The 16,474-nt window shown below is 62.8% G+C and carries 18 protein-coding genes; 12 read left to right on the top strand and 6 right to left on the bottom strand.

Features of this window, described 5'->3' with window-relative positions:
- Positions 1-11 precede the first annotated feature (11 nt).
- Positions 12-1,145, bottom strand: a complete 1,134-nt coding sequence (locus F812_RS0110105; protein WP_026868005.1) for a PQQ-dependent sugar dehydrogenase — start codon at positions 1,143-1,145, stop codon at positions 12-14.
- Between the two features lie 154 nt (positions 1,146-1,299).
- Here F812_RS0110105 and dapF point away from each other — a divergent pair, with 154 nt between their 5' ends.
- From dapF to F812_RS0110080, 5 genes are all read left to right on the top strand, one after another.
- Positions 1,300-2,205, top strand: a complete 906-nt coding sequence (gene dapF / locus F812_RS0110100) for a diaminopimelate epimerase (RefSeq protein ID WP_040498100.1) — start codon at positions 1,300-1,302, stop codon at positions 2,203-2,205.
- Positions 2,206-2,244: 39 nt separating this feature from the next.
- Entirely contained in the window at positions 2,245-3,501 is a 1,257-nt protein-coding gene (gene mtaB, locus F812_RS23420; RefSeq protein ID WP_020085855.1) for a tRNA (N(6)-L-threonylcarbamoyladenosine(37)-C(2))-methylthiotransferase MtaB, read from the top strand.
- Positions 3,498-4,598 carry a signal recognition particle-docking protein FtsY gene (gene ftsY, locus F812_RS0110090; RefSeq protein WP_020085854.1) on the top strand — a complete coding sequence of 367 codons (1,101 nt, stop codon included), beginning with the start codon at positions 3,498-3,500 and terminating at the stop codon, positions 4,596-4,598. Before mtaB ends, ftsY begins: the two co-directional genes overlap by 4 nt.
- 79 nt (positions 4,599-4,677) lie before the next feature.
- Positions 4,678-5,286, top strand: a complete 609-nt coding sequence (locus F812_RS0110085) for an inner membrane-spanning protein YciB (RefSeq protein WP_020085853.1) — start codon at positions 4,678-4,680, stop codon at positions 5,284-5,286.
- Between the two features lie 109 nt (positions 5,287-5,395).
- Entirely contained in the window at positions 5,396-5,992 is a 597-nt protein-coding gene (locus tag F812_RS0110080; RefSeq protein ID WP_020085852.1) for a septation protein A, read from the top strand.
- Between the two features lie 107 nt (positions 5,993-6,099).
- On the opposite strand, the gene F812_RS0110075 is transcribed toward F812_RS0110080, so the two are convergent.
- Positions 6,100-7,128 carry an aspartate-semialdehyde dehydrogenase gene (locus F812_RS0110075; RefSeq protein ID WP_020085851.1) on the bottom strand — a complete coding sequence of 343 codons (1,029 nt, stop codon included), beginning with the start codon at positions 7,126-7,128 and terminating at the stop codon, positions 6,100-6,102.
- 419 nt (positions 7,129-7,547) lie between these two features.
- Here F812_RS0110075 and F812_RS27115 point away from each other — a divergent pair, with 419 nt between their 5' ends.
- From F812_RS27115 to F812_RS0110060, 3 genes are all read left to right on the top strand, one after another.
- On the top strand, positions 7,548-8,885 hold the full coding sequence (locus tag F812_RS27115) for an ATP-dependent DNA helicase (RefSeq protein ID WP_273219359.1): 1,338 nt from the start codon (positions 7,548-7,550) through the stop codon (positions 8,883-8,885).
- 282 nt (positions 8,886-9,167) lie between these two features.
- Entirely contained in the window at positions 9,168-9,620 is a 453-nt protein-coding gene (locus tag F812_RS0110065) for a phasin family protein (RefSeq protein WP_020085849.1), read from the top strand.
- 165 nt (positions 9,621-9,785) lie between these two features.
- Positions 9,786-10,298 carry a GNAT family N-acetyltransferase gene (locus F812_RS0110060; RefSeq protein ID WP_020085848.1) on the top strand — a complete coding sequence of 171 codons (513 nt, stop codon included), beginning with the start codon at positions 9,786-9,788 and terminating at the stop codon, positions 10,296-10,298.
- Positions 10,299-10,305: 7 nt separating this feature from the next.
- Here F812_RS0110060 and F812_RS25435 read toward each other — a convergent pair whose 3' ends face one another.
- Positions 10,306-10,881 (bottom strand): hypothetical protein, encoded by a 576-nt coding sequence (locus F812_RS25435; protein WP_020085847.1) that lies wholly within the window; start codon positions 10,879-10,881, stop codon positions 10,306-10,308.
- Positions 10,882-11,086: 205 nt separating this feature from the next.
- On the opposite strand from F812_RS25435, the gene dapB reads away from it, so the two are divergent.
- The 4 genes from dapB to leuB all read left to right on the top strand — a co-directional run bounded on the left by dapB (position 11,087) and on the right by leuB (position 14,421).
- Positions 11,087-11,893, top strand: coding sequence for a 4-hydroxy-tetrahydrodipicolinate reductase (gene dapB, locus F812_RS0110050; protein ID WP_020085846.1), 807 nt, complete (start codon positions 11,087-11,089; stop codon positions 11,891-11,893).
- 41 nt (positions 11,894-11,934) lie between these two features.
- Positions 11,935-12,582, top strand: coding sequence for a 2,3-bisphosphoglycerate-dependent phosphoglycerate mutase (locus F812_RS0110045; protein WP_020085845.1), 648 nt, complete (start codon positions 11,935-11,937; stop codon positions 12,580-12,582).
- Complete coding sequence (locus tag F812_RS0110040; protein WP_020085844.1) at positions 12,569-13,165, top strand: DUF4337 domain-containing protein; 597 nt, start codon at positions 12,569-12,571, stop codon at positions 13,163-13,165. The genes F812_RS0110045 and F812_RS0110040 overlap by 14 nt, the downstream gene beginning before the upstream one ends.
- Positions 13,166-13,305: 140 nt before the next feature.
- Positions 13,306-14,421: a 3-isopropylmalate dehydrogenase gene (leuB, locus tag F812_RS0110035; RefSeq protein ID WP_020085843.1), complete on the top strand. Its 1,116-nt coding sequence runs from the start codon at positions 13,306-13,308 to the stop codon at positions 14,419-14,421.
- Positions 14,422-14,507: 86 nt separating this feature from the next.
- On the opposite strand, the gene F812_RS0110030 is transcribed toward leuB, so the two are convergent.
- From F812_RS0110030 to F812_RS0110020, 3 genes are all read right to left on the bottom strand, one after another.
- Entirely contained in the window at positions 14,508-14,762 is a 255-nt protein-coding gene (locus F812_RS0110030; RefSeq protein WP_020085842.1) for a hypothetical protein, read from the bottom strand.
- Positions 14,763-14,999: 237 nt separating this feature from the next.
- Positions 15,000-16,010, bottom strand: a complete 1,011-nt coding sequence (coaA, locus tag F812_RS0110025) for a type I pantothenate kinase (RefSeq protein WP_198011172.1) — start codon at positions 16,008-16,010, stop codon at positions 15,000-15,002.
- A 59-nt stretch (positions 16,011-16,069) separates the two neighbouring features.
- On the bottom strand, positions 16,070-16,393 hold the full coding sequence (locus tag F812_RS0110020) for a phosphoribosyl-ATP diphosphatase (protein ID WP_020085840.1): 324 nt from the start codon (positions 16,391-16,393) through the stop codon (positions 16,070-16,072).
- Between the last annotated feature and the right edge of the window lie 81 nt (positions 16,394-16,474).

Here is a 16,474-nt window from a genome sequence, read left to right as displayed (position 1 = left end):
AAAAAGACCGCCTACTTCGGCTCGATGCGCACGAGGCGTCCGTTGGAATCGTCCGTCAGCACATAGACGGCGCCCTCCGGCCCCTGCCGCACGTCGCGCACCCGCTCGCCGATGTCATCGGCCAGCACCTCGTGTGCGATCACCTCGCCGTCCTTCAGCACGAGACGCTGCACCTGCATGAACTTGAGGCTGCCAACGAGCAGGTTGCCCTTCCACTCCGGAAAGAGATCGCCCGTGTAGAGCGCAAGACCCGACACCGCGATCGACGGGTCCCAGTAGTACACGGGCTGCTCCATCCCCGGCTTCGACGTGCCCTCGCCGATCTTCTCGCCCGAGTAATCCTTGCCGTAGGTGATGACGGCCCACCCATAGTTCTTTCCGGCCTCAGGATGATTGAGCTCATCGCCGCCCTGCGCCCCGTGCTCGATCGTCCAGAGCCGCTTGGCCGCCGCGTCATAGGTGGCGCCCTGCATGTTGCGATGGCCGATGGACCACACCTTCGGGTCCCATCCATCCTTCACGGGCTTTTCGGAAACCGGCGCGCCGTCGGCGGTGATGTGAACCACCTTGCCCACGGTGCTCGCGGGATTCTGCGCTTCCGGCCGTGCCTTGAAGCGATCGCCTGTCGTGACGAACAGCGTGCCCTCCGGCGTGACCACGATGCGCGAGCCGAAGTGATTGGGGCTCACGATGGCCGGCTCCTGCCGGAAGATCACCGTGACGTCCTGCAGTTCGCCACCTTCGGGACCGAGAACGAGCTTGGCGCGCGCCACGCTGGTGCCCGCCTTTCCTTCACCCCTGGGCTCCGCATAGGAGAGAAAGAGGCGGCCGCTTTCGGCAAAATCGGACGCGAGCGCCACGTCGAGCAGGCCGCCCTGGCCCTGGGCATAGACTTCCGGCACACCTTTGATTGGCGGACTGAGCTTTCCGTCCTTCTCGACCACTCTCAACCGCCCCGGCCGCTCGGTGACCAGATACCGGCCATCGGGAAGAAACTGGAGACCCCACGGGTTCTCGAGCCCCTCGGCCACTGTCGTGAGCTTGATGGGAGTCTTTGACGCTTCAGGAGAATTGGTCTGCACGGCAAACACAGGCGTGGCCATCAGGAACAAAAGGGGAGCGGAAACGGCCAGTCGAAAGCTCATGAACACCTCTTAGGAATTCGAAACGGGTATCCGCCCTATTTAGGAAGCCGACACGGGATGCCGAAGGGGTCGGAGCCGCATTTGTCACGCCGCACGCCCGCCACGTGCCCGCATCAATTGTCTTTTGACGCCGCTTCGCCCATATAGTCGGCCCATGAGCGCGCCAACTCCCCACCGCTATGTAAAGATGAACGGACTCGGCAACGAGATCGTCGTTCTCGATCTTCGCGATGGGGCTTCGAGCCTGAAGCCCGCCGAGATCAAGGCTGTCGCGGAAAACCCGAAGACCGCCTTTGACCAGATGATGGTGCTCTATCCCCCGCGCACCGCGGATACGGAAGCCTACGTGTTGATTTTCAACACGGACGGATCCGAATCCTCCGCCTGCGGCAACGGCACTCGCTGCATCGGCTGGCTGGAGCGCGGGCTCAGCGGCAAGACGCACTTCAACTTCGAGACGCGCGCCGGAATCCTCGCCGTGTCCGTGAAGGACATGAGCGCAATCACGGTGGACATGGGCGAGCCGCGTTTCGGCTGGGACGAGATTCCGCTCGCGGAGAAGTTCCACGACACCCGCGCCATCGAGCTGCAGATCGGCCCGATCGAGAAGCCGGTCCTGCATTCCCCTTCGGTGGTGAACGTCGGGAATCCCCACGTGGTATTCTGGGTCGATCGGCCGGTAGAGACTTACGATCTCGGCCGTTTCGGCCCGCTGATCGAAAACCACCCCCTCTTCCCCGAGCGGGTGAACGTGAGTCTCGCCGAGGTCACCTCTCCCACCACGATGAAGATCCGCACCTGGGAGCGCGGCACCGGCCTGACGCGCGCCTGCGGCACCGCCGCCTGCGCCTCCGCCGTTTCCGCCATGCGCAAGAAGCTGACCGAGCGCAAGGTCACCGTCACCCTGCCCGGCGGCCCATTGACCATAGAATGGGCCCCGAACAACCACATTCTCATGACAGGTCCGGTGGAGATGGAGCACGAGGGCATCCTGGAAGCCGAGCTTGCCGCAGCGGCTAAGGGGCAGCCCTGCCTTGTTCCCGAAGGCCGTTTGCCCTAATCAGCCCAGAAGCTTCAGTGCCAAAGCTCCCATAACGTGATGCCCGAACCCCTGATCGTTACGCTTGGCTGCCGCCTCAACGCCTACGAGTCCGAAGTCATGCGCCGCCACGCTGCCGCGGCCGGCCTCGGCGAGTGCGTGATCGTCAACACGTGCGCAGTCACGGGCGAGGCCGTGAGCCAAGCGAAGCAGACGATCCGCAAGCTGCGCCGCGATCATCCCGAGGCGCGCCTCATCGTCACCGGCTGCGCCGCCCAGATCGAGCCCGAGCGCTTTGCCGAGATCGAGGGCGTGGACCACGTCGTCGGCAATGCCGAGAAGCTCGACGCCAACACCTTCCATGCGCTCGCAACGGACGCGCTGGAGCAGGTCGCCGTCAACGACATCATGAGCGTGAAGGACACCGCGCTCCACATGATTGACCGCTTCGGCTCGCGCGCCCACGCCTTCGTGCAGATTCAGAACGGCTGCGATCACCGCTGCACATTCTGCATCATTCCCATGGGACGCGGCCCGTCCCGCTCGGTCCCGGCAGGTGAGGTCGTCGCCCAGGTCCGCAAGCTGGTCGAAGCCGGGTACCCCGAGATCGTCCTCACCGGCGTCGACATAACCTCCTACGGCGCCGACCTTCCCGGGCGCATGTCGCTCGGCCGCCTGGTGAAGCAGGTGCTCACGCACGTGCCGGAGCTGCGCCGCCTCCGCCTCTCCTCCATCGATCAGATCGAAGCCGACGAGCATTTGCTCGACGCCATCGCCACCGAGCCGCGGCTCATGCCCTATCTTCATCTCTCGCTGCAGGCCGGAGACGATCTCATCCTGAAGCGCATGAAGCGCCGTCACTTGCGCGACGATGCGATCCGCTTCTGCGAGGAAGCGCGCCGCTTGAGGCCCGACATGGTATTCGGCGCCGATCTCATCGCCGGCTTTCCGACCGAGACCGAGCCCATGTTCGAAAACACGCTCGATCTCGTGGCGGACTGCGGCCTCACGTATCTCCACGTATTTCCTTTCTCGCCACGCAAGGGCACACCTGCGGCTCGCATGCCGCAGGTCGATCGCGCGGCAGTCAAAGAGCGCGCCGCGCGCCTGCGCCGGGAGGGAGAGCGCGCTCACGCCCGCTTTCTCGATCGCCAGCAGGGCGAGCGCATTGAAATTCTCATGGAGCGCAGCGACACCGGGCGCACGCCGCAGTATGCGGAGGTGCGCGTCGATCGCGAAGCGCCGATCGGCACCTTTCATTGGGCCACGCTTGGTCCAAACGATGGGCGCCGCCTGACTGGAATGGTCCTCTCGTGAGCACGAACGAACCGAAGAAGAAGGGCTTTTTTGGCCGCTGGCTGGGCGGCTCCTCGAACGAGCCTTCTCCGCCGCCCTCCGACGAACAGGCGAGCGAGGCCACGGCCCGCGCGGAGCCCGCACCTGCGCCGGAAGAGAAGAGCGAACCACCCGTCGCCGCCGTCACCCCCGAGCCGCCTCAGCGCAAGGGCTGGTTCGAGCGCCTGAAATCGGGCCTTTCCAAAACGTCCTCACGCCTCACCGAAAGCATCACCGGCCTCGTCACGAAGCGGAAGCTCGACCAGGACACGCTCGACGAGCTCGAGGAAGTCCTGCTCGCCGCAGACCTCGGCATCGAAACATCGAGCCGGATCACCACCGCGCTCGCCAAGGGCCGTTTCGACAAGGAGATCTCGAGCGAGGAGATCCGCGAGACCCTGGCCGAGGAAGTCGCGCGTGTGCTGGAGCCCGTGGCCCGTCCGCTCGTCATTGACGAGACGCGCAAACCTCACGTCGTGCTCGTGCTCGGCGTGAACGGCAGCGGCAAGACGACCACCATCGGCAAGCTCGCCGCGAAGCTCACCCGCGAGGGGCGCCGCGTTATGCTGGCCGCCGGCGACACCTTCCGCGCCGCCGCGATCGACCAGCTCAAGGTCTGGGGCGAGCGCACCGGCGTGCCCGTGCTCGCCCGCGATGTGGGATCGGATGCCTCCGGCCTCGCCTTCGACGCCCTGAAAGACGCGCAGGAAGGCAAGTTCGACGTGCTTCTCGTCGACACCGCCGGGCGGCTTCAGAATAAGGAAGGCCTCATGGCCGAGCTGGAGAAGGTGGTCCGCGTCATGCGCAAGGTGGATCCCACCGCGCCCCATGACGTCATCCTGGTGCTTGACGCCACCACCGGCCAGAACGCCATGCAACAGGTCGAGGTGTTCCGCGATCGGGCAGGCGTCACCGGCCTCGTAATGACCAAGCTGGACGGCACCGCCCGCGGTGGCATCCTGGTCGCCATTGCCGCCAAGCACGCCCTGCCCGTTCACGCGATCGGCGTCGGCGAAGGTGTCGACGATTTGCAATCTTTCTCTGCCAAGGACTATGCACGCGCCATTGCCGAAATTTGAAACTTGAGCTGCAACGGCCGGGAGCAATGCGCCTGGCGATGTGGCACTAAGAAAATAAACCGAAGGTCACCGAGCGATCATGAGCCCCCGCAAGCGCCTCTATCCGTTCAACGCCGAGCAGACCGTCAACATCCTGAGCGAGTTCGGACCACTCGTGACGATGTTCGTGGTCAACGCGGCCTACGGCATCAACGCGGGCACCTGGGCCCTGATCCTCACCACGCTGCTCGCCATCGTGGCCATGATCTACATGTTCCGCAGGCCGCCGATTTTCCCGCTGATCGCCTCGACGGTCACGATCGTCTTCGGCGCCCTGACGCTGATCACGCACGATCCCATGTGGGTGCAGATCAAGGTCACCATCTTCAACGCACTGTTCGCGGGCTTCCTGTTCATCGGCCTTTGGACGAACCGCAATTTCTTCCAGTACGTGTTCGAGAAGACGTTCCACTACACCAAGGAAGGGTGGGACACCTTCACCCGCAGCTTCGCCTGGTTCTTCCTGTTCACGGCGGTGCTGAACGAGGTGGTGCGCGTCAGCTTCAAGGACGATCACGTCTATACGATCTTCGGTCACGCCATGAACGGCGTGGACATCTGGATCGCCTTCAAGCTTTTCATCGTTTTGCCGATGAGCGGCCTCTACGCGTGGCTACTGACCAAGTGGATGAGCAAGCACCACCTTTGAGCGGCGCGCAGACCGGCGACAGGTCCGGAGCGGCCAGCGTTTCTTTTGCCACCATGGCCGTCTATGGTCACACGAGTGAAACCTGCGAGCGGACAGCGGACTGAGAGTCATGAGCCAGACGGAAATGAAGACCGGAACACAGGAAAGCGGCTCTCAGCAGCTCATGAAGTTCCTCGTCGAGCTCGGCCCGCTCGTGGTGTTTTTCATCGTCAATTCGCGGGCCGGAATCTTCTGGGGCACCGGCTGCTTCATCGCGGCCACGGCAGCATCCCTCATCGCCTCGCGCTTCCTGTTCGGCCGCGTTCCGGTGATGCCTCTGGTCTCCGGCGTGGTGGTGCTCGTGTTCGGCGGCCTCACGCTCTGGCTGCAGGATGAGCTTTTCATCAAGCTCAAGCCGACCATCGTGAACAGCATCTTCGCCGCCGTCCTGTTCGGCGGCCTCTTCTTCAAGAAATCCCTGCTCAGCTACCTGTTCGGAGACGTGTTCTCGCTCGATGACGAAGGCTGGAGGAAGCTCACCTTTCGCTGGGCCTGCTTCTTCGTGTTCCTCGCCATCCTGAACGAGTTCGCGTGGCGCCTGCTGACCACCGACCAATGGGTGACGTTCAAGGTCTTCGGCATCATGCCGATCACAATGGCCTTCGCCATCTCGCAGGTCGGGCTCCTTCAACGCCACGCGCTGAACAAGGACACGGCGGGCGAATAGCCCAGCGCCTCCGCGCACACCTCGCTCATCCTCGCAAGTTCGAAAACACAAAGGGCGCGCGGATCACTCCACGCGCCCTTGGCAGTTCTGAAACGACCCGAACCTGCTCAGGCGGCGGCCTTCAGCAGATTGCGGCTGATCAGCGTCTCGGCAATCTGCACTGCGTTGAGCGCGGCGCCCTTGAGCAGGTTGTCCGCAACGATCCAAAGCGCGAGACCGTTCTCGACGGTGGTGTCCTCGCGGATGCGCGACACGTAGGTGGCATACTCGCCGGCAGCTTCGACCGGCGTCACGTAGCCGCCAGGCTCGCGCTTGTCGACCACCAGCACGCCCGGCGCATCACGCAGGATCTCGCGCGCTTCGTCAGCCGAGATCGGACGCTCGAACTCGATGTTGACCGACTCCGAATGACCGACGAACACCGGCACGCGCACGCACGTGGCCGTGAGCTTGATCTTCGGGTCCATGATCTTCTTGGTCTCGGCGACCATCTTCCATTCCTCTTTCGTGAACCCGTCTTCCATGAAGACGTCGATATGAGGAATGCAGTTGAAGGCGATCTGCTTGGGGAACTTGTTCGGCTCCACGTCCTGGCCGGGCACGTACTTGGCCTTGGTCTGCGCCCACAGCTCGTCCATCGCATCCTTGCCGGCGCCCGACACGGACTGGTAGGTCGAAACCACAACGCGCTTGATCTTGGCGGCATCGTGCAGCGGCTTCAGCGCCACCACCATCTGCGCGGTCGAGCAGTTGGGGTTGGCGATGATATTCTTCTTGGCGAAGCCGGAAATCGCGTCGGCGTTCACTTCGGGCACGATCAGCGGCACGTCCTGGTCATAGCGCCAGTACGATGAGTTATCGATCACCACGGCGCCCTTGGCGCCGATCTTCGGGCTCCACTCCTTGGACACGGCGGAGCCGGCCGACATCAGGCAGATGTCGACTTTCGAGAAATCGAACTGCTCGAGATCCTGGCATTTGAGCGTCTGGTCGCCGCACGAAACTTCGGTGCCGAGCGAGCGGCGCGACGCGATCGCAAAGATCTCGTCAGCCGGAAACCGGCGCTCGGTGAGCACGTTCATCATCTCGCGGCCGACGTTACCGGTCGCACCCACGACAGCAACTTTGTAGCCCATGGCTCAGGAGTCCCTATTGAACCGCCGGAGGGTCGACGACGACAAATTCCGGCGGTGGCTTGAGAACGCGTCGGAAAAAATCCGACGGCGGGCTTCACTTACGCGCGCCAGCCCCCCCTTTCAAGGACCATTTCGTCGTAATGGCGGCCGCCTCGGAAGTGTTTGCTCAGTTCCTGATGTCTCTGGCTCCTGGCCGCCCCGCGAAACTTAGCTCCGTCCCAGCGCCAGGATGATGTTCCAATAAGGAGACCGGTTGCCCCAAACCTGCGTCACACCGGCGGAGGCCGGCGCTCAGACAGGCTCACGGATTGCAGCGGCACACGCCAAATCCGCCACCGGACGGGAAAACCCACACCGTTCTTTGACACGAGGGCGAGCATCGCCTTAGGTCGGAACCCGTCGCCATCAAAAGGTTGCCCGTGCCGCCCCACTCGCCAGCCCTGATCCCCGATCCCGCCGATGCTGGTCTCTGGCCGGAAGGCATCACCCCGACCGACGAGTACCGCACCGCGCTAGCGTTCGTGCGCGAGGACAGCGGCCACCTGTTCGTCACCGGCCGCGCCGGAACCGGAAAATCCACGCTGCTGCGGGGACTTCGCAACGCCGTCGACTCCGAGATGGTGGTGCTGGCCCCCACCGGGCTCGCCGCCGTCAACGTCGGCGGGCAGACCATTCATTCCTTCTTCGGCCTGCCGCCCCGCCTCCTCCGCCTCGAGGACATCCGGCGGAGCCGGAACGGCACCATCATGCGCAAGCTCAAGTATCTCGTCATCGACGAGGTCTCGATGGTCCGCTCGGACTTGATGTGGGCCATCGACCAGTCTTTGCGCGTCAACCGCGGGCGCCCCCGCGAGCCCTTCGGCGGCGTGCGCCTCATACTGTTCGGCGACTTGCATCAGCTTCCGCCGGTCGTGCAGGAGGTGGAGGTCGCCCAGCATCTCGAGTCGGAGTTCGGAGGTCCTTTCTTCTTCTCGGTCCCGGCCTTGAACGAAGGCGCGGGCACCACCCGCCTCGAGCTCACTCAGGTGTTCCGCCAGAGTGATGAAGGCCTCATCTCCGTCTTGAACCGCATCCGCGATGGCGAGGCCGACGAGGACGACCTCTCCCAACTGAACGAGCGCGTGGCTCCCATACGCACCCTGAGCGAGGGAGAAAAATTCGTCATCCTCACCCCGACGAACGCGGCCGCCCATCGCATCAATACCGCCTATCTCGACGCGCTTCCCGGCAGGGCGCACACCTATGACGCTGGAATAACAGGAGATTTCACGCAGGCGTCACAACCGACCGACACCGCGCTCACTCTCAAGGCCGGCGCAAAGATTATTCTCCTCCGCAACGACCCCGACCGCCGCTGGGTGAACGGGACCATCGCGCGCATTTCCCGCCTCGAGGAGAAAAAAGTCTTCATCGAGGTCGGCGGCCGGGAGCACGAGCTGGAGCCCGCGAGCTGGGAGCAGCGCCGCTACGCCTACGACAAGGATCAGGAGAAGATCGTCGGCACCGTAGCCGGTACGTTCAAACAGTTCCCCGTGCGGCTCGCCTGGGCGCTCACAATCCACAAGGCGCAGGGTCTCACTCTCGAAAACGTGTATATCGATCTCGGCCGGGGCACCTTCGCCCACGGACAAGCCTATGTCGCTTTGTCGCGGTGCCGGTCGTTGGAGGGGCTCGCGCTGGCCCGCAAGCTGGAGCCCCGCGACATTCTCTTCGATCGCGCCGCCATGGGGTACCGCGACCTTTTCCCAAGCCTTTAGCGCCTAAGAGAATGAACCGTCACGAATATTTCGCATGTGCGAAACAATCCCTGACTCCGCCGCTTTCCTTAACGCCGTGCGGACCGCGTTAACCCAAGCCAGATATGGGTCAGAGGCGCTTACTGCGAAGCAACATTTTTTCATGTTGCACTGCAATAATTCTCTGCTATGTTACGCATCACAAGCTTGGACGCACCGGTTCGCACATTCATTTTTCGCAGTCCGATCCGGCCGCGCCCTGACTCGCAATTAGCCGCATACATTTTCCCATAGGAGCCCCCCGTGAACGATTTCGCCCGCCAGACCCAAGAGTTCTTCTCTGCCGCCAAGGAAGCCCGCATCCCGGACCAGGTCCAGGCCATCGCCGAGGACAGCGTTTCCAAGGCCCGCGAGACCTACGGCAAGTTCAACACCGTCGCGAAGGACGGCGTGAAGGTCATCGAGGAAGTGATCGTCACTGCCCAGGCCGGCGCCAAGTCGCTCAGCGACAAGGTCCTCAAGAACACCGAGACCAACACGGAAGCTGTCTTCCAGGCCGCCGAGGCTCTCGCTCGCGCCAAGACGCTGCCCGAGTTCCTTCGTCTTCAGACGGTGTTCGTGCAGCAGCAGTTCACCACTGCCGGCGCCCAGTCGAAGGAGCTGTTCGAGCTCTCGACCAAGGTTGCACAGCAGACCCTCGACAGCCTGAACTCGGCTGCCACGAAGACCTTCGAGCAGATCAAGAAGGCCGGCTGATCTTCGGATCGGCTCGTGCTGATCGCAGCACGCAGAAGACGGTTGAGACATGAGCAACGCCCGGCGATTTCGATCGCCGGGCGTTTTGCTGGCGCCTTCTGGTTTTTTTCTGAACCTCACCCCGGATAGCCTTCCGCCCTCCGAAATAAGCGCTATAGTGAAGGGATGTTAGGGTCGCGTTCCGATATCAAGATCCGGAAAGGCAAGCTCGCCGACGCCACGTCCGTCGCCGAGACTTTCTCGCAATCTTGGCAGCAGGCCTATCGCGGGATCATCCCGCATCTCCACCTCGAAAACATGATCCGCCGCCGCGGTGCCGAATGGTGGACGAGCGTCATTCGCAGTGGCGACAGCCTCATCGTGCTTGAAAAGTCCGGAGCCATCGTCGGCTATGCCACGCTCGGCTTCTCGCGCACACGCGGCCCCTATCAAGGCGAGATCTACGAGCTCTATATCGCGCCGGTCCATCAAGGATTGGGCCTCGGCGAGCATCTGTTCGAGGCCTGCCGTCACAGCCTCGATCAACGGCGTCTCAAAGGTCTAATCGTCTGGGCTCTCGCTCAGAACACCATGGCGACGGATTTTTACTGGCGCCGGGGCGGACGCCCCGTGAAGCAGGCCTTCGAGACAATCGGCGACCAGAAGCTCGAAAAGATCGCGTTCGCCTGGTCCTCCTGACCGCTCCTCACATCGGGCTGCGCCCCGTAAGCCCTTGTACCGAAGGTTCCGCCGGACAGGTTCCGGACCGCGCTTTCGTATCGGCGATCTTGCGCGCGAGCACGATCGCATCCGGCGTCGCCAGCGCATCCACATAGGCGATGTGGCAGGTTTCGCGCTCCGTCACCCGCGCGACCACCAGCACCTCGCCCGCGCCACCCGTGCCTTGCGTGAAGTAACGGACGATCGTCGCGTACGGCACCGGTTTCTCGTTGCGCACGACAAAGCGCCACTCCACCGTCGAGCGGTTGCCGCTCTTGTCCGACAAAGTATTGAAAGCTTTCAGCGTTTGTTGAGCGGCGCGCCGCTCGGCCGCATTTGGCCCGACACTGAGATAGACGCCCCGTTTGCCCTCCGCCACATAGACCGGATAGCCGGGCAGCCCCTCGCAAAGCCGCGCCGGCTTGTGGCGCGCGCCCGCAACCGTTCGGCACGCCGCGAGGTCAATTGCGGTGTAGAGACTTTTCACTTGCTGCACGGCATGAGCCCCACCGTACCAAAGTACGATGATCGATATGGTCAGACAGGCCGGGCGGAAGGCCATCTTAACCCCGTGGGCTGACAAACCTGGAAGTCCCCCGTTCTACACGCCATCATGGCCAAAATCCGGGACAAAATGGCGAAGACGCCCCTTCCGCGGTTGCCGGACCTCTGCCGCAGTTGAGAACCTGCCCCCGACACAAGAGCCGCACTTCCTCTCAGCCCCCTCCATTGCTATATCGGCGCCCAATCGAACCCGCGAGGTTGTGATGAGCGAGATCAAAATCGCCGTGACGGGAGTGGCCGGCCGCATGGGCCGCGAGCTCGTCCGCGTGGTCTCTGCCACCCCGGGCTGCATCGTGAGCGCCGGCACCGAACCCCCAGGCTCTCCCCACATCGGATCCGACGTCGGCACACTCGCCGGACTTGCGCCATTGGGCGTGGCCGTCTCCTCCGATCCGTTGGAGGCCGCCGCCAAGAGCGACGCCGTGATCGACTTCACGATTCCCGCCGCCACCATCGAGATGGCCGGGCTCGCCGCGAACGCCCGCATCGTGCACGTCATCGGCACCACAGGCCTCAGCGAAAGCGATGAAGCCGCGATAAAAGCGGCCGCCCGCCACGCTACGGTCATCAAGGCAGGCAACATGAGCCTCGGCGTCAATCTGCTGACGGCCATCACGCGGCGCATCTCGGAAGCCCTCGACGCTGATTTCGACATCGAGATCGTCGAGATGCATCACCGCCAGAAGGTCGACGCCCCATCCGGCACGGCTTTGATGCTGGGGGCCGCAGCGGCCGAAGGGCGAGGAATCGATCTCAAGACACACAGCGTAAGATCGAGGGACGGCCACACCGGCCCGCGCCGCCGTGGCGACATCGGTTTCGCCACCCTGCGCGGCGGCACCGTAGTCGGCGATCATACGGTGGTATTTGCCGGCGAAGGCGAGCGGATAGAGATCACGCATCGCGCCGCCGACCGTAGCATTTTCGCGCGTGGCGCCGTCAAGGCGGCGCTCTGGGGCCAGGGCAAAGGTCCGGGCCTGTTCAACATGAGCGATGTATTGGGGCTTTAGACGAAATGTCGACGCTGCAAAGAACGAAACGGATTGGGTCCATGACGAACCGACTTGTGCTCGTGCGGCATGGCGAAAGCGAATGGAACAAGAAGAACATTTTCACCGGAATTCGTAATCCGGATCTGACGGACAAGGGCGTGATCGAAGCCTGCTGGGCCGGTCGCGTTCTGAAGTCCGAAGGACTTCGCTTCGACATCGCCTTCACCAGCAAGCTGAAACGCGCTCAGCATACGCTGGATATCATCCTGGGTGAGATCGGCGGGCCGACACCGGAAGTGATCGAGGACGCCGCTCTCAACGAGCGCGACTACGGCGAGCTGTCCGGCCTCAACAAGGAAGAAGCCCGCGCCAAGTGGGGCGAAGAGCAGGTGCTCGCCTGGCGCCGCAGCTACGACACGCCCCCGCCGGGCGGCGAGAGCCTCAAGGACACGGCAGCCCGCGTGCAGCCTTACTATCGCAATGTGATCTGGCCGCACGTCGCCGCCGGCAAGAACGTCATTATCGCCGCGCACGGAAATTCTCTGCGCGCCCTGATCATGCACCTCGAAAAGCTGGACGAGCACCAGATCCTCGATCGCGAGCTTGCAACGGCCGCCCCGCAGGTCTACCGCATGACCGATACCGGCGACGTCGCGGAGTATCGTGAGCTCGTTCGCTCGGAGGGCCGCGATAGTGGTCTGGGATGATCTCGGCCGCGAAGCAGGCGACGAAAATCAGCGCGACCGCGACCGTTGGATTGGCGTCTACATCGGCGTTCTCGCCGTAATTCTCGCCATCTGTTCCATGGGCGGCGGCAACGCATCCAAGGAAGCGACCCTCAAGAACATCGAGGCGACCAATGTCTGGGGCTTCTTCCAGGCGAAGAACATGCGCCGCCACACCTTGCGTCTCGAGGTTGACCAGCTCGAGCTGACGGTGCTGAGCAATCCCGCGCTCACGGCCGAGGCACGCGCCGCCATCGAAGCAAAGATCGCCGACTACAAGAAGATCGACGCAGAGCTCACCTCGAATCCCAAGACCAACGAAGGGCTCGACGAGCTGTTCAACCGCGGCAAGGCGCTCGAAGCCGAGCGAGACGTTGCCATGCGCCAGGATCCCTATTTCGACTATGGCGAGGCGTTGCTGCAGATCGCCATCGTGCTGGGCGGTGTAGCCATCATCTCCGGTGGCTCGACGCTGCTGATCACGAGCGCGGTGATGGGTGCTCTCGGCACCTTCATGACCATCAACGGCTTTTCCCTTTTTCTCGACATTCCCTTCATCGGCTGAGACCCCTCGCATCCTGCTCGATGTCTGTCCGGGCGCGAGGGTTAATGACCGCCCCCCGCATGTGCGGCTTGCCGCCTATCCGCCATCGCGCTAGTACCGCGCCAGCGAAATCCCACCTTTTTGACGGAACCTCTTTCATCATGACGACGCACAAGCTGCTTCTTCTCCCGGGTGACGGCATCGGCATCGAGACCATGGCCGAGGTCGAGCGCATCATCGCGTTCTTCAACAAGACGAGCAGCAAGCACAAGTTCGAGACCCAGAGCGACCTCGTCGGCGGCTCGGCCTACGACAAGCACGGCGTCGCCGTCACCGACGACTGCATCGCCAAGGCCAAAGCCTCCGATGCCGTGATCTTCGGCGCCGTGGGCGGCCCCAAGTGGGACAAGGTTCCCTATGCCGTCCGCCCCGAGGCTGGCCTGCTCCGTCTCCGCAAGGATCTGGATCTCTTCGCCAATCTCCGCCCTGCGATCTGCTATCCGGCGCTTGCCGATGCCTCCTCCCTCAAGCGCGAGCTGGTGGAAGGCCTCGACATCATGATCGTGCGCGAGCTGACCGGCGGCGTCTATTTCGGCGAGCCGAAGGAGATCGTCACTCTTGAGGACGGCCAGAAGCGCGCCGTCGACACCCAGCTCTACACGACGCGCGAGATCGAGCGCATCGCGAAGGTCGCCTTCGACCTCGCCCGCAAGCGCTCGAACAAGGTCCATTCCGCAGAGAAGCGCAACGTGATGAAGACCGGCGTGCTCTGGAACGAGGTGGTGACCGCCACCCACAAGTCTTACGCCCCGGACGTAAAGCTCGAGCACATCCTGGCCGACAACTGCGCCATGCAGCTCATCCGCAATCCGAAGCAGTTCGACGTCATCGTCACCGACAATCTGTTCGGCGACGTGCTGTCGGACGAAGCCGCCATGATGACCGGCTCGCTCGGGATGCTGCCGTCCGCGTCCCTCGGCGCCGCCGACGAGAAGACCGGCAAGCGCCTCGCTCTCTATGAGCCGGTCCACGGCTCGGCCCCTGACATCGCCGGCAAGGGCCTTGCGAACCCGATCGCCACCATCGCGAGCTTCGGCATGGCGCTCCGCTACTCGTGCGGAATGTCCGATGAAGCCGACCTCATCGATAAGGCCATCGCCGCCGTGCTCTCAGACGGCTATCGCACCGGCGACATCATGCAGCCCAGCATGCGCCAGGTCGGCACCTCGGAAATGGGCGCCGCGATCCTGGGCAAGCTCGAAACTCTTACGGCCTGATCGAAGCCGCAGAGCAGCGTGATCCGCAAATAAAAAGGGCGCCTCTTCAAGGAGAGGCGCCCTTTGAATTCAGTCGAAGGGACGTATTAGTCCTTCGTGATCACGAATACCTTGAAGTCCTTGTCGAGACGGAAGTCGTACTGACCCTGCTTGCACTTCACGTCCTCGGCCTCGAACACACCCGTGCCCTCGGTCTCCTTTTCGTACTCGCCGCCTTCGCAGCCCCAATCGGCAACGGCGGCCTTGATCTTTGCGGCCTCGTCGGCAGTCGGCTTGTCGTCGGCGAGAGCAGCGCCCGAGCAAAGGGCGAGAGCGGCTGCGGCAGCGAGAATGCGCTTCATAGTGTGTCTCCTTGTGAGCTAAGAACCGAGAAACTTTCCCTTATTTTGTTGCTGCGACGCAGCAAGTCTAGAGGGAAAACTTCCCGATTTAGGTCGGGAGCCCTCAAGTCGCGGGCACACGGGGACATTTTTCTCGAAAAATAGCGTAGGCAAACGGTCCGTAGCCCAATGTTTAGGCGTGCGGACATCCACTATCGCAATGCAACAGCGGCAAAAGAGCGCGAATCATCTCGGGCATCAGAGCTTCCGAAGCGCCACCGTACTGACGCTGTGATCTTGCGATTTGCGCAGAATCAGCCGGGCCCGCGGCCGCGTCGGCAGGATATTCTCGGAGAGGTTCTTGAGGTTGATCGAGCGCCAAATCTCGAGCGCCCGCGCCACGGCGTTGTCGTGCGTGAGCGTGACGTAGCGATGGAAAAAGGAAGCTGGATCGCGAAACGCCGTGCTCCGGAGCCGCATGAAGCGCTCCAGGTACCATGTCTCGATTAGGCTCGGATCCGCATCGATGAAGATCGAGAAGTCGATGAAATCCGAAACATAAGGACCCGCCTCACTGCCCCGCTCGAACGTGGCGGGCTGCAGCACGTTAAGCCCCTCGACGATCAGGATATCCGGACGCTCGACTACGATCTTCTGACCGGAGATGATGTCGTAGTGGAAATGCGAGTAGACCGGCGCCTCGATGCGCTCCTTGCCGCTCTTCACATCCGCCAGGAACTTCAACAGCCGCGTGGTATCGAAGCTCTCCGGAAAGCCTTTCCGGTTCATCAGATCTCGCGCTTCCAACTCTTTGTTGGGAAACAGAAATCCATCTGTCGTGATAAGGTCGACGCGCGGATGGTCCGGCCAGCGCGCGAGCAGCGCCTTGAGCACGCGGGCGGTCGTGCTCTTACCGACCGCAACCGACCCCGCCACACCGATGATGAAGGGCACTTTGCAGTCGGTCCGGCCGAGAAACGTCGAGCTGACCGCATGAAGCTTCTGCGCCGCCGCCACGTAGAGATTGAGGAGGCGGGAGAGGGGAAGATAAATCGTCTCCACCTCTTCAACGCTGAGCTCCTCGAGCAGACCCGACAGAAGCTCGAGCTCCTGGGGCGCCAGCGTCATGGGCGTGTCGGCGCGAAGCCTGGCCCACTCCTCGCGGGTAAAAACACGATAAGGAGAGAATTGGATGTCTTTTCCGGGCGCCCCGACGAGCTCGAGGCGCCCCGTCTCTCGTGCCGCCGCAGTATCCCGCGCCATACTCATTTGCGGATCACCAGGAAGCCTTGCGGCTTCTCCAAAGAATTCTGAAGGCAGGACAACACTCACGAAGAATTTCTGGATGCTTTTTCAGCAAGTCCAGACTGGACGGTGCGGCTTTGCAGAACGGCCAGGACATCTTCAAGAGCAACGCCGCGCGCTTCGAGCAACACCAGCAAGTGATAAAGCAAATCGGCTGCTTCCGCACGCAGCGCTTCGTCGCTTTGGCTAACGCCCGCGATAACGGTCTCGACCGCTTCCTCGCCGAGCTTCTTGGCGCAACGCTCAGGCCCGGCCAGCAGGAGCTGGCGCGTGTAGGATTTTTCCGCGGATTCGGAACGGCGGGCGCGGATCGTCTCCGCCAGCCGGAAAAGAATATCGGTGCTCATGGCGAAGAACCCCAGAGCATTTCAGGATCGAAATCAAGAGGTTCGAGCCCGGAAATGCGAAATAGGAAAACGCCGGGCCAC

The sequence above is a fragment of the Hyphomicrobium zavarzinii ATCC 27496 genome (genome assembly GCF_000383415.1).
Taxonomy (GTDB): Bacteria; Pseudomonadota; Alphaproteobacteria; order Rhizobiales; family Hyphomicrobiaceae; genus Hyphomicrobium_C; species Hyphomicrobium_C zavarzinii.
Note: the sequence above shows the minus strand (reverse complement) of the source record. Positions and strands in the feature narration are given on the sequence as shown.

What these genes read in the sequence shown, in the direction of transcription:
- F812_RS0110105 (WP_026868005.1), bottom strand. Translation starts at nt 1,145, where the DNA reads ATGAGCTTTCGACTGGCCGTTTCCGCTCCCCTTTTGTTCCTGATGGCC.
- dapF (WP_040498100.1), top strand. Translation starts at nt 1,300, where the DNA reads ATGAGCGCGCCAACTCCCCACCGCTATGTAAAGATGAACGGACTCGGC.
- mtaB (WP_020085855.1), top strand. Translation starts at nt 2,245, where the DNA reads ATGCCCGAACCCCTGATCGTTACGCTTGGCTGCCGCCTCAACGCCTAC.
- F812_RS0110085 (WP_020085853.1), top strand. Translation starts at nt 4,678, where the DNA reads ATGAGCCCCCGCAAGCGCCTCTATCCGTTCAACGCCGAGCAGACCGTC.
- F812_RS0110080 (WP_020085852.1), top strand. Translation starts at nt 5,396, where the DNA reads ATGAGCCAGACGGAAATGAAGACCGGAACACAGGAAAGCGGCTCTCAG.
- F812_RS0110075 (WP_020085851.1), bottom strand. Translation starts at nt 7,128, where the DNA reads ATGGGCTACAAAGTTGCTGTCGTGGGTGCGACCGGTAACGTCGGCCGC.
- F812_RS0110060 (WP_020085848.1), top strand. Translation starts at nt 9,786, where the DNA reads ATGTTAGGGTCGCGTTCCGATATCAAGATCCGGAAAGGCAAGCTCGCC.
- F812_RS25435 (WP_020085847.1), bottom strand. Translation starts at nt 10,881, where the DNA reads ATGGCCTTCCGCCCGGCCTGTCTGACCATATCGATCATCGTACTTTGG.
- dapB (WP_020085846.1), top strand. Translation starts at nt 11,087, where the DNA reads ATGAGCGAGATCAAAATCGCCGTGACGGGAGTGGCCGGCCGCATGGGC.
- F812_RS0110045 (WP_020085845.1), top strand. Translation starts at nt 11,935, where the DNA reads ATGACGAACCGACTTGTGCTCGTGCGGCATGGCGAAAGCGAATGGAAC.
- leuB (WP_020085843.1), top strand. Translation starts at nt 13,306, where the DNA reads ATGACGACGCACAAGCTGCTTCTTCTCCCGGGTGACGGCATCGGCATC.
- F812_RS0110030 (WP_020085842.1), bottom strand. Translation starts at nt 14,762, where the DNA reads ATGAAGCGCATTCTCGCTGCCGCAGCCGCTCTCGCCCTTTGCTCGGGC.
- coaA (WP_198011172.1), bottom strand. Translation starts at nt 16,010, where the DNA reads ATGAGTATGGCGCGGGATACTGCGGCGGCACGAGAGACGGGGCGCCTC.
- F812_RS0110020 (WP_020085840.1), bottom strand. Translation starts at nt 16,393, where the DNA reads ATGAGCACCGATATTCTTTTCCGGCTGGCGGAGACGATCCGCGCCCGC.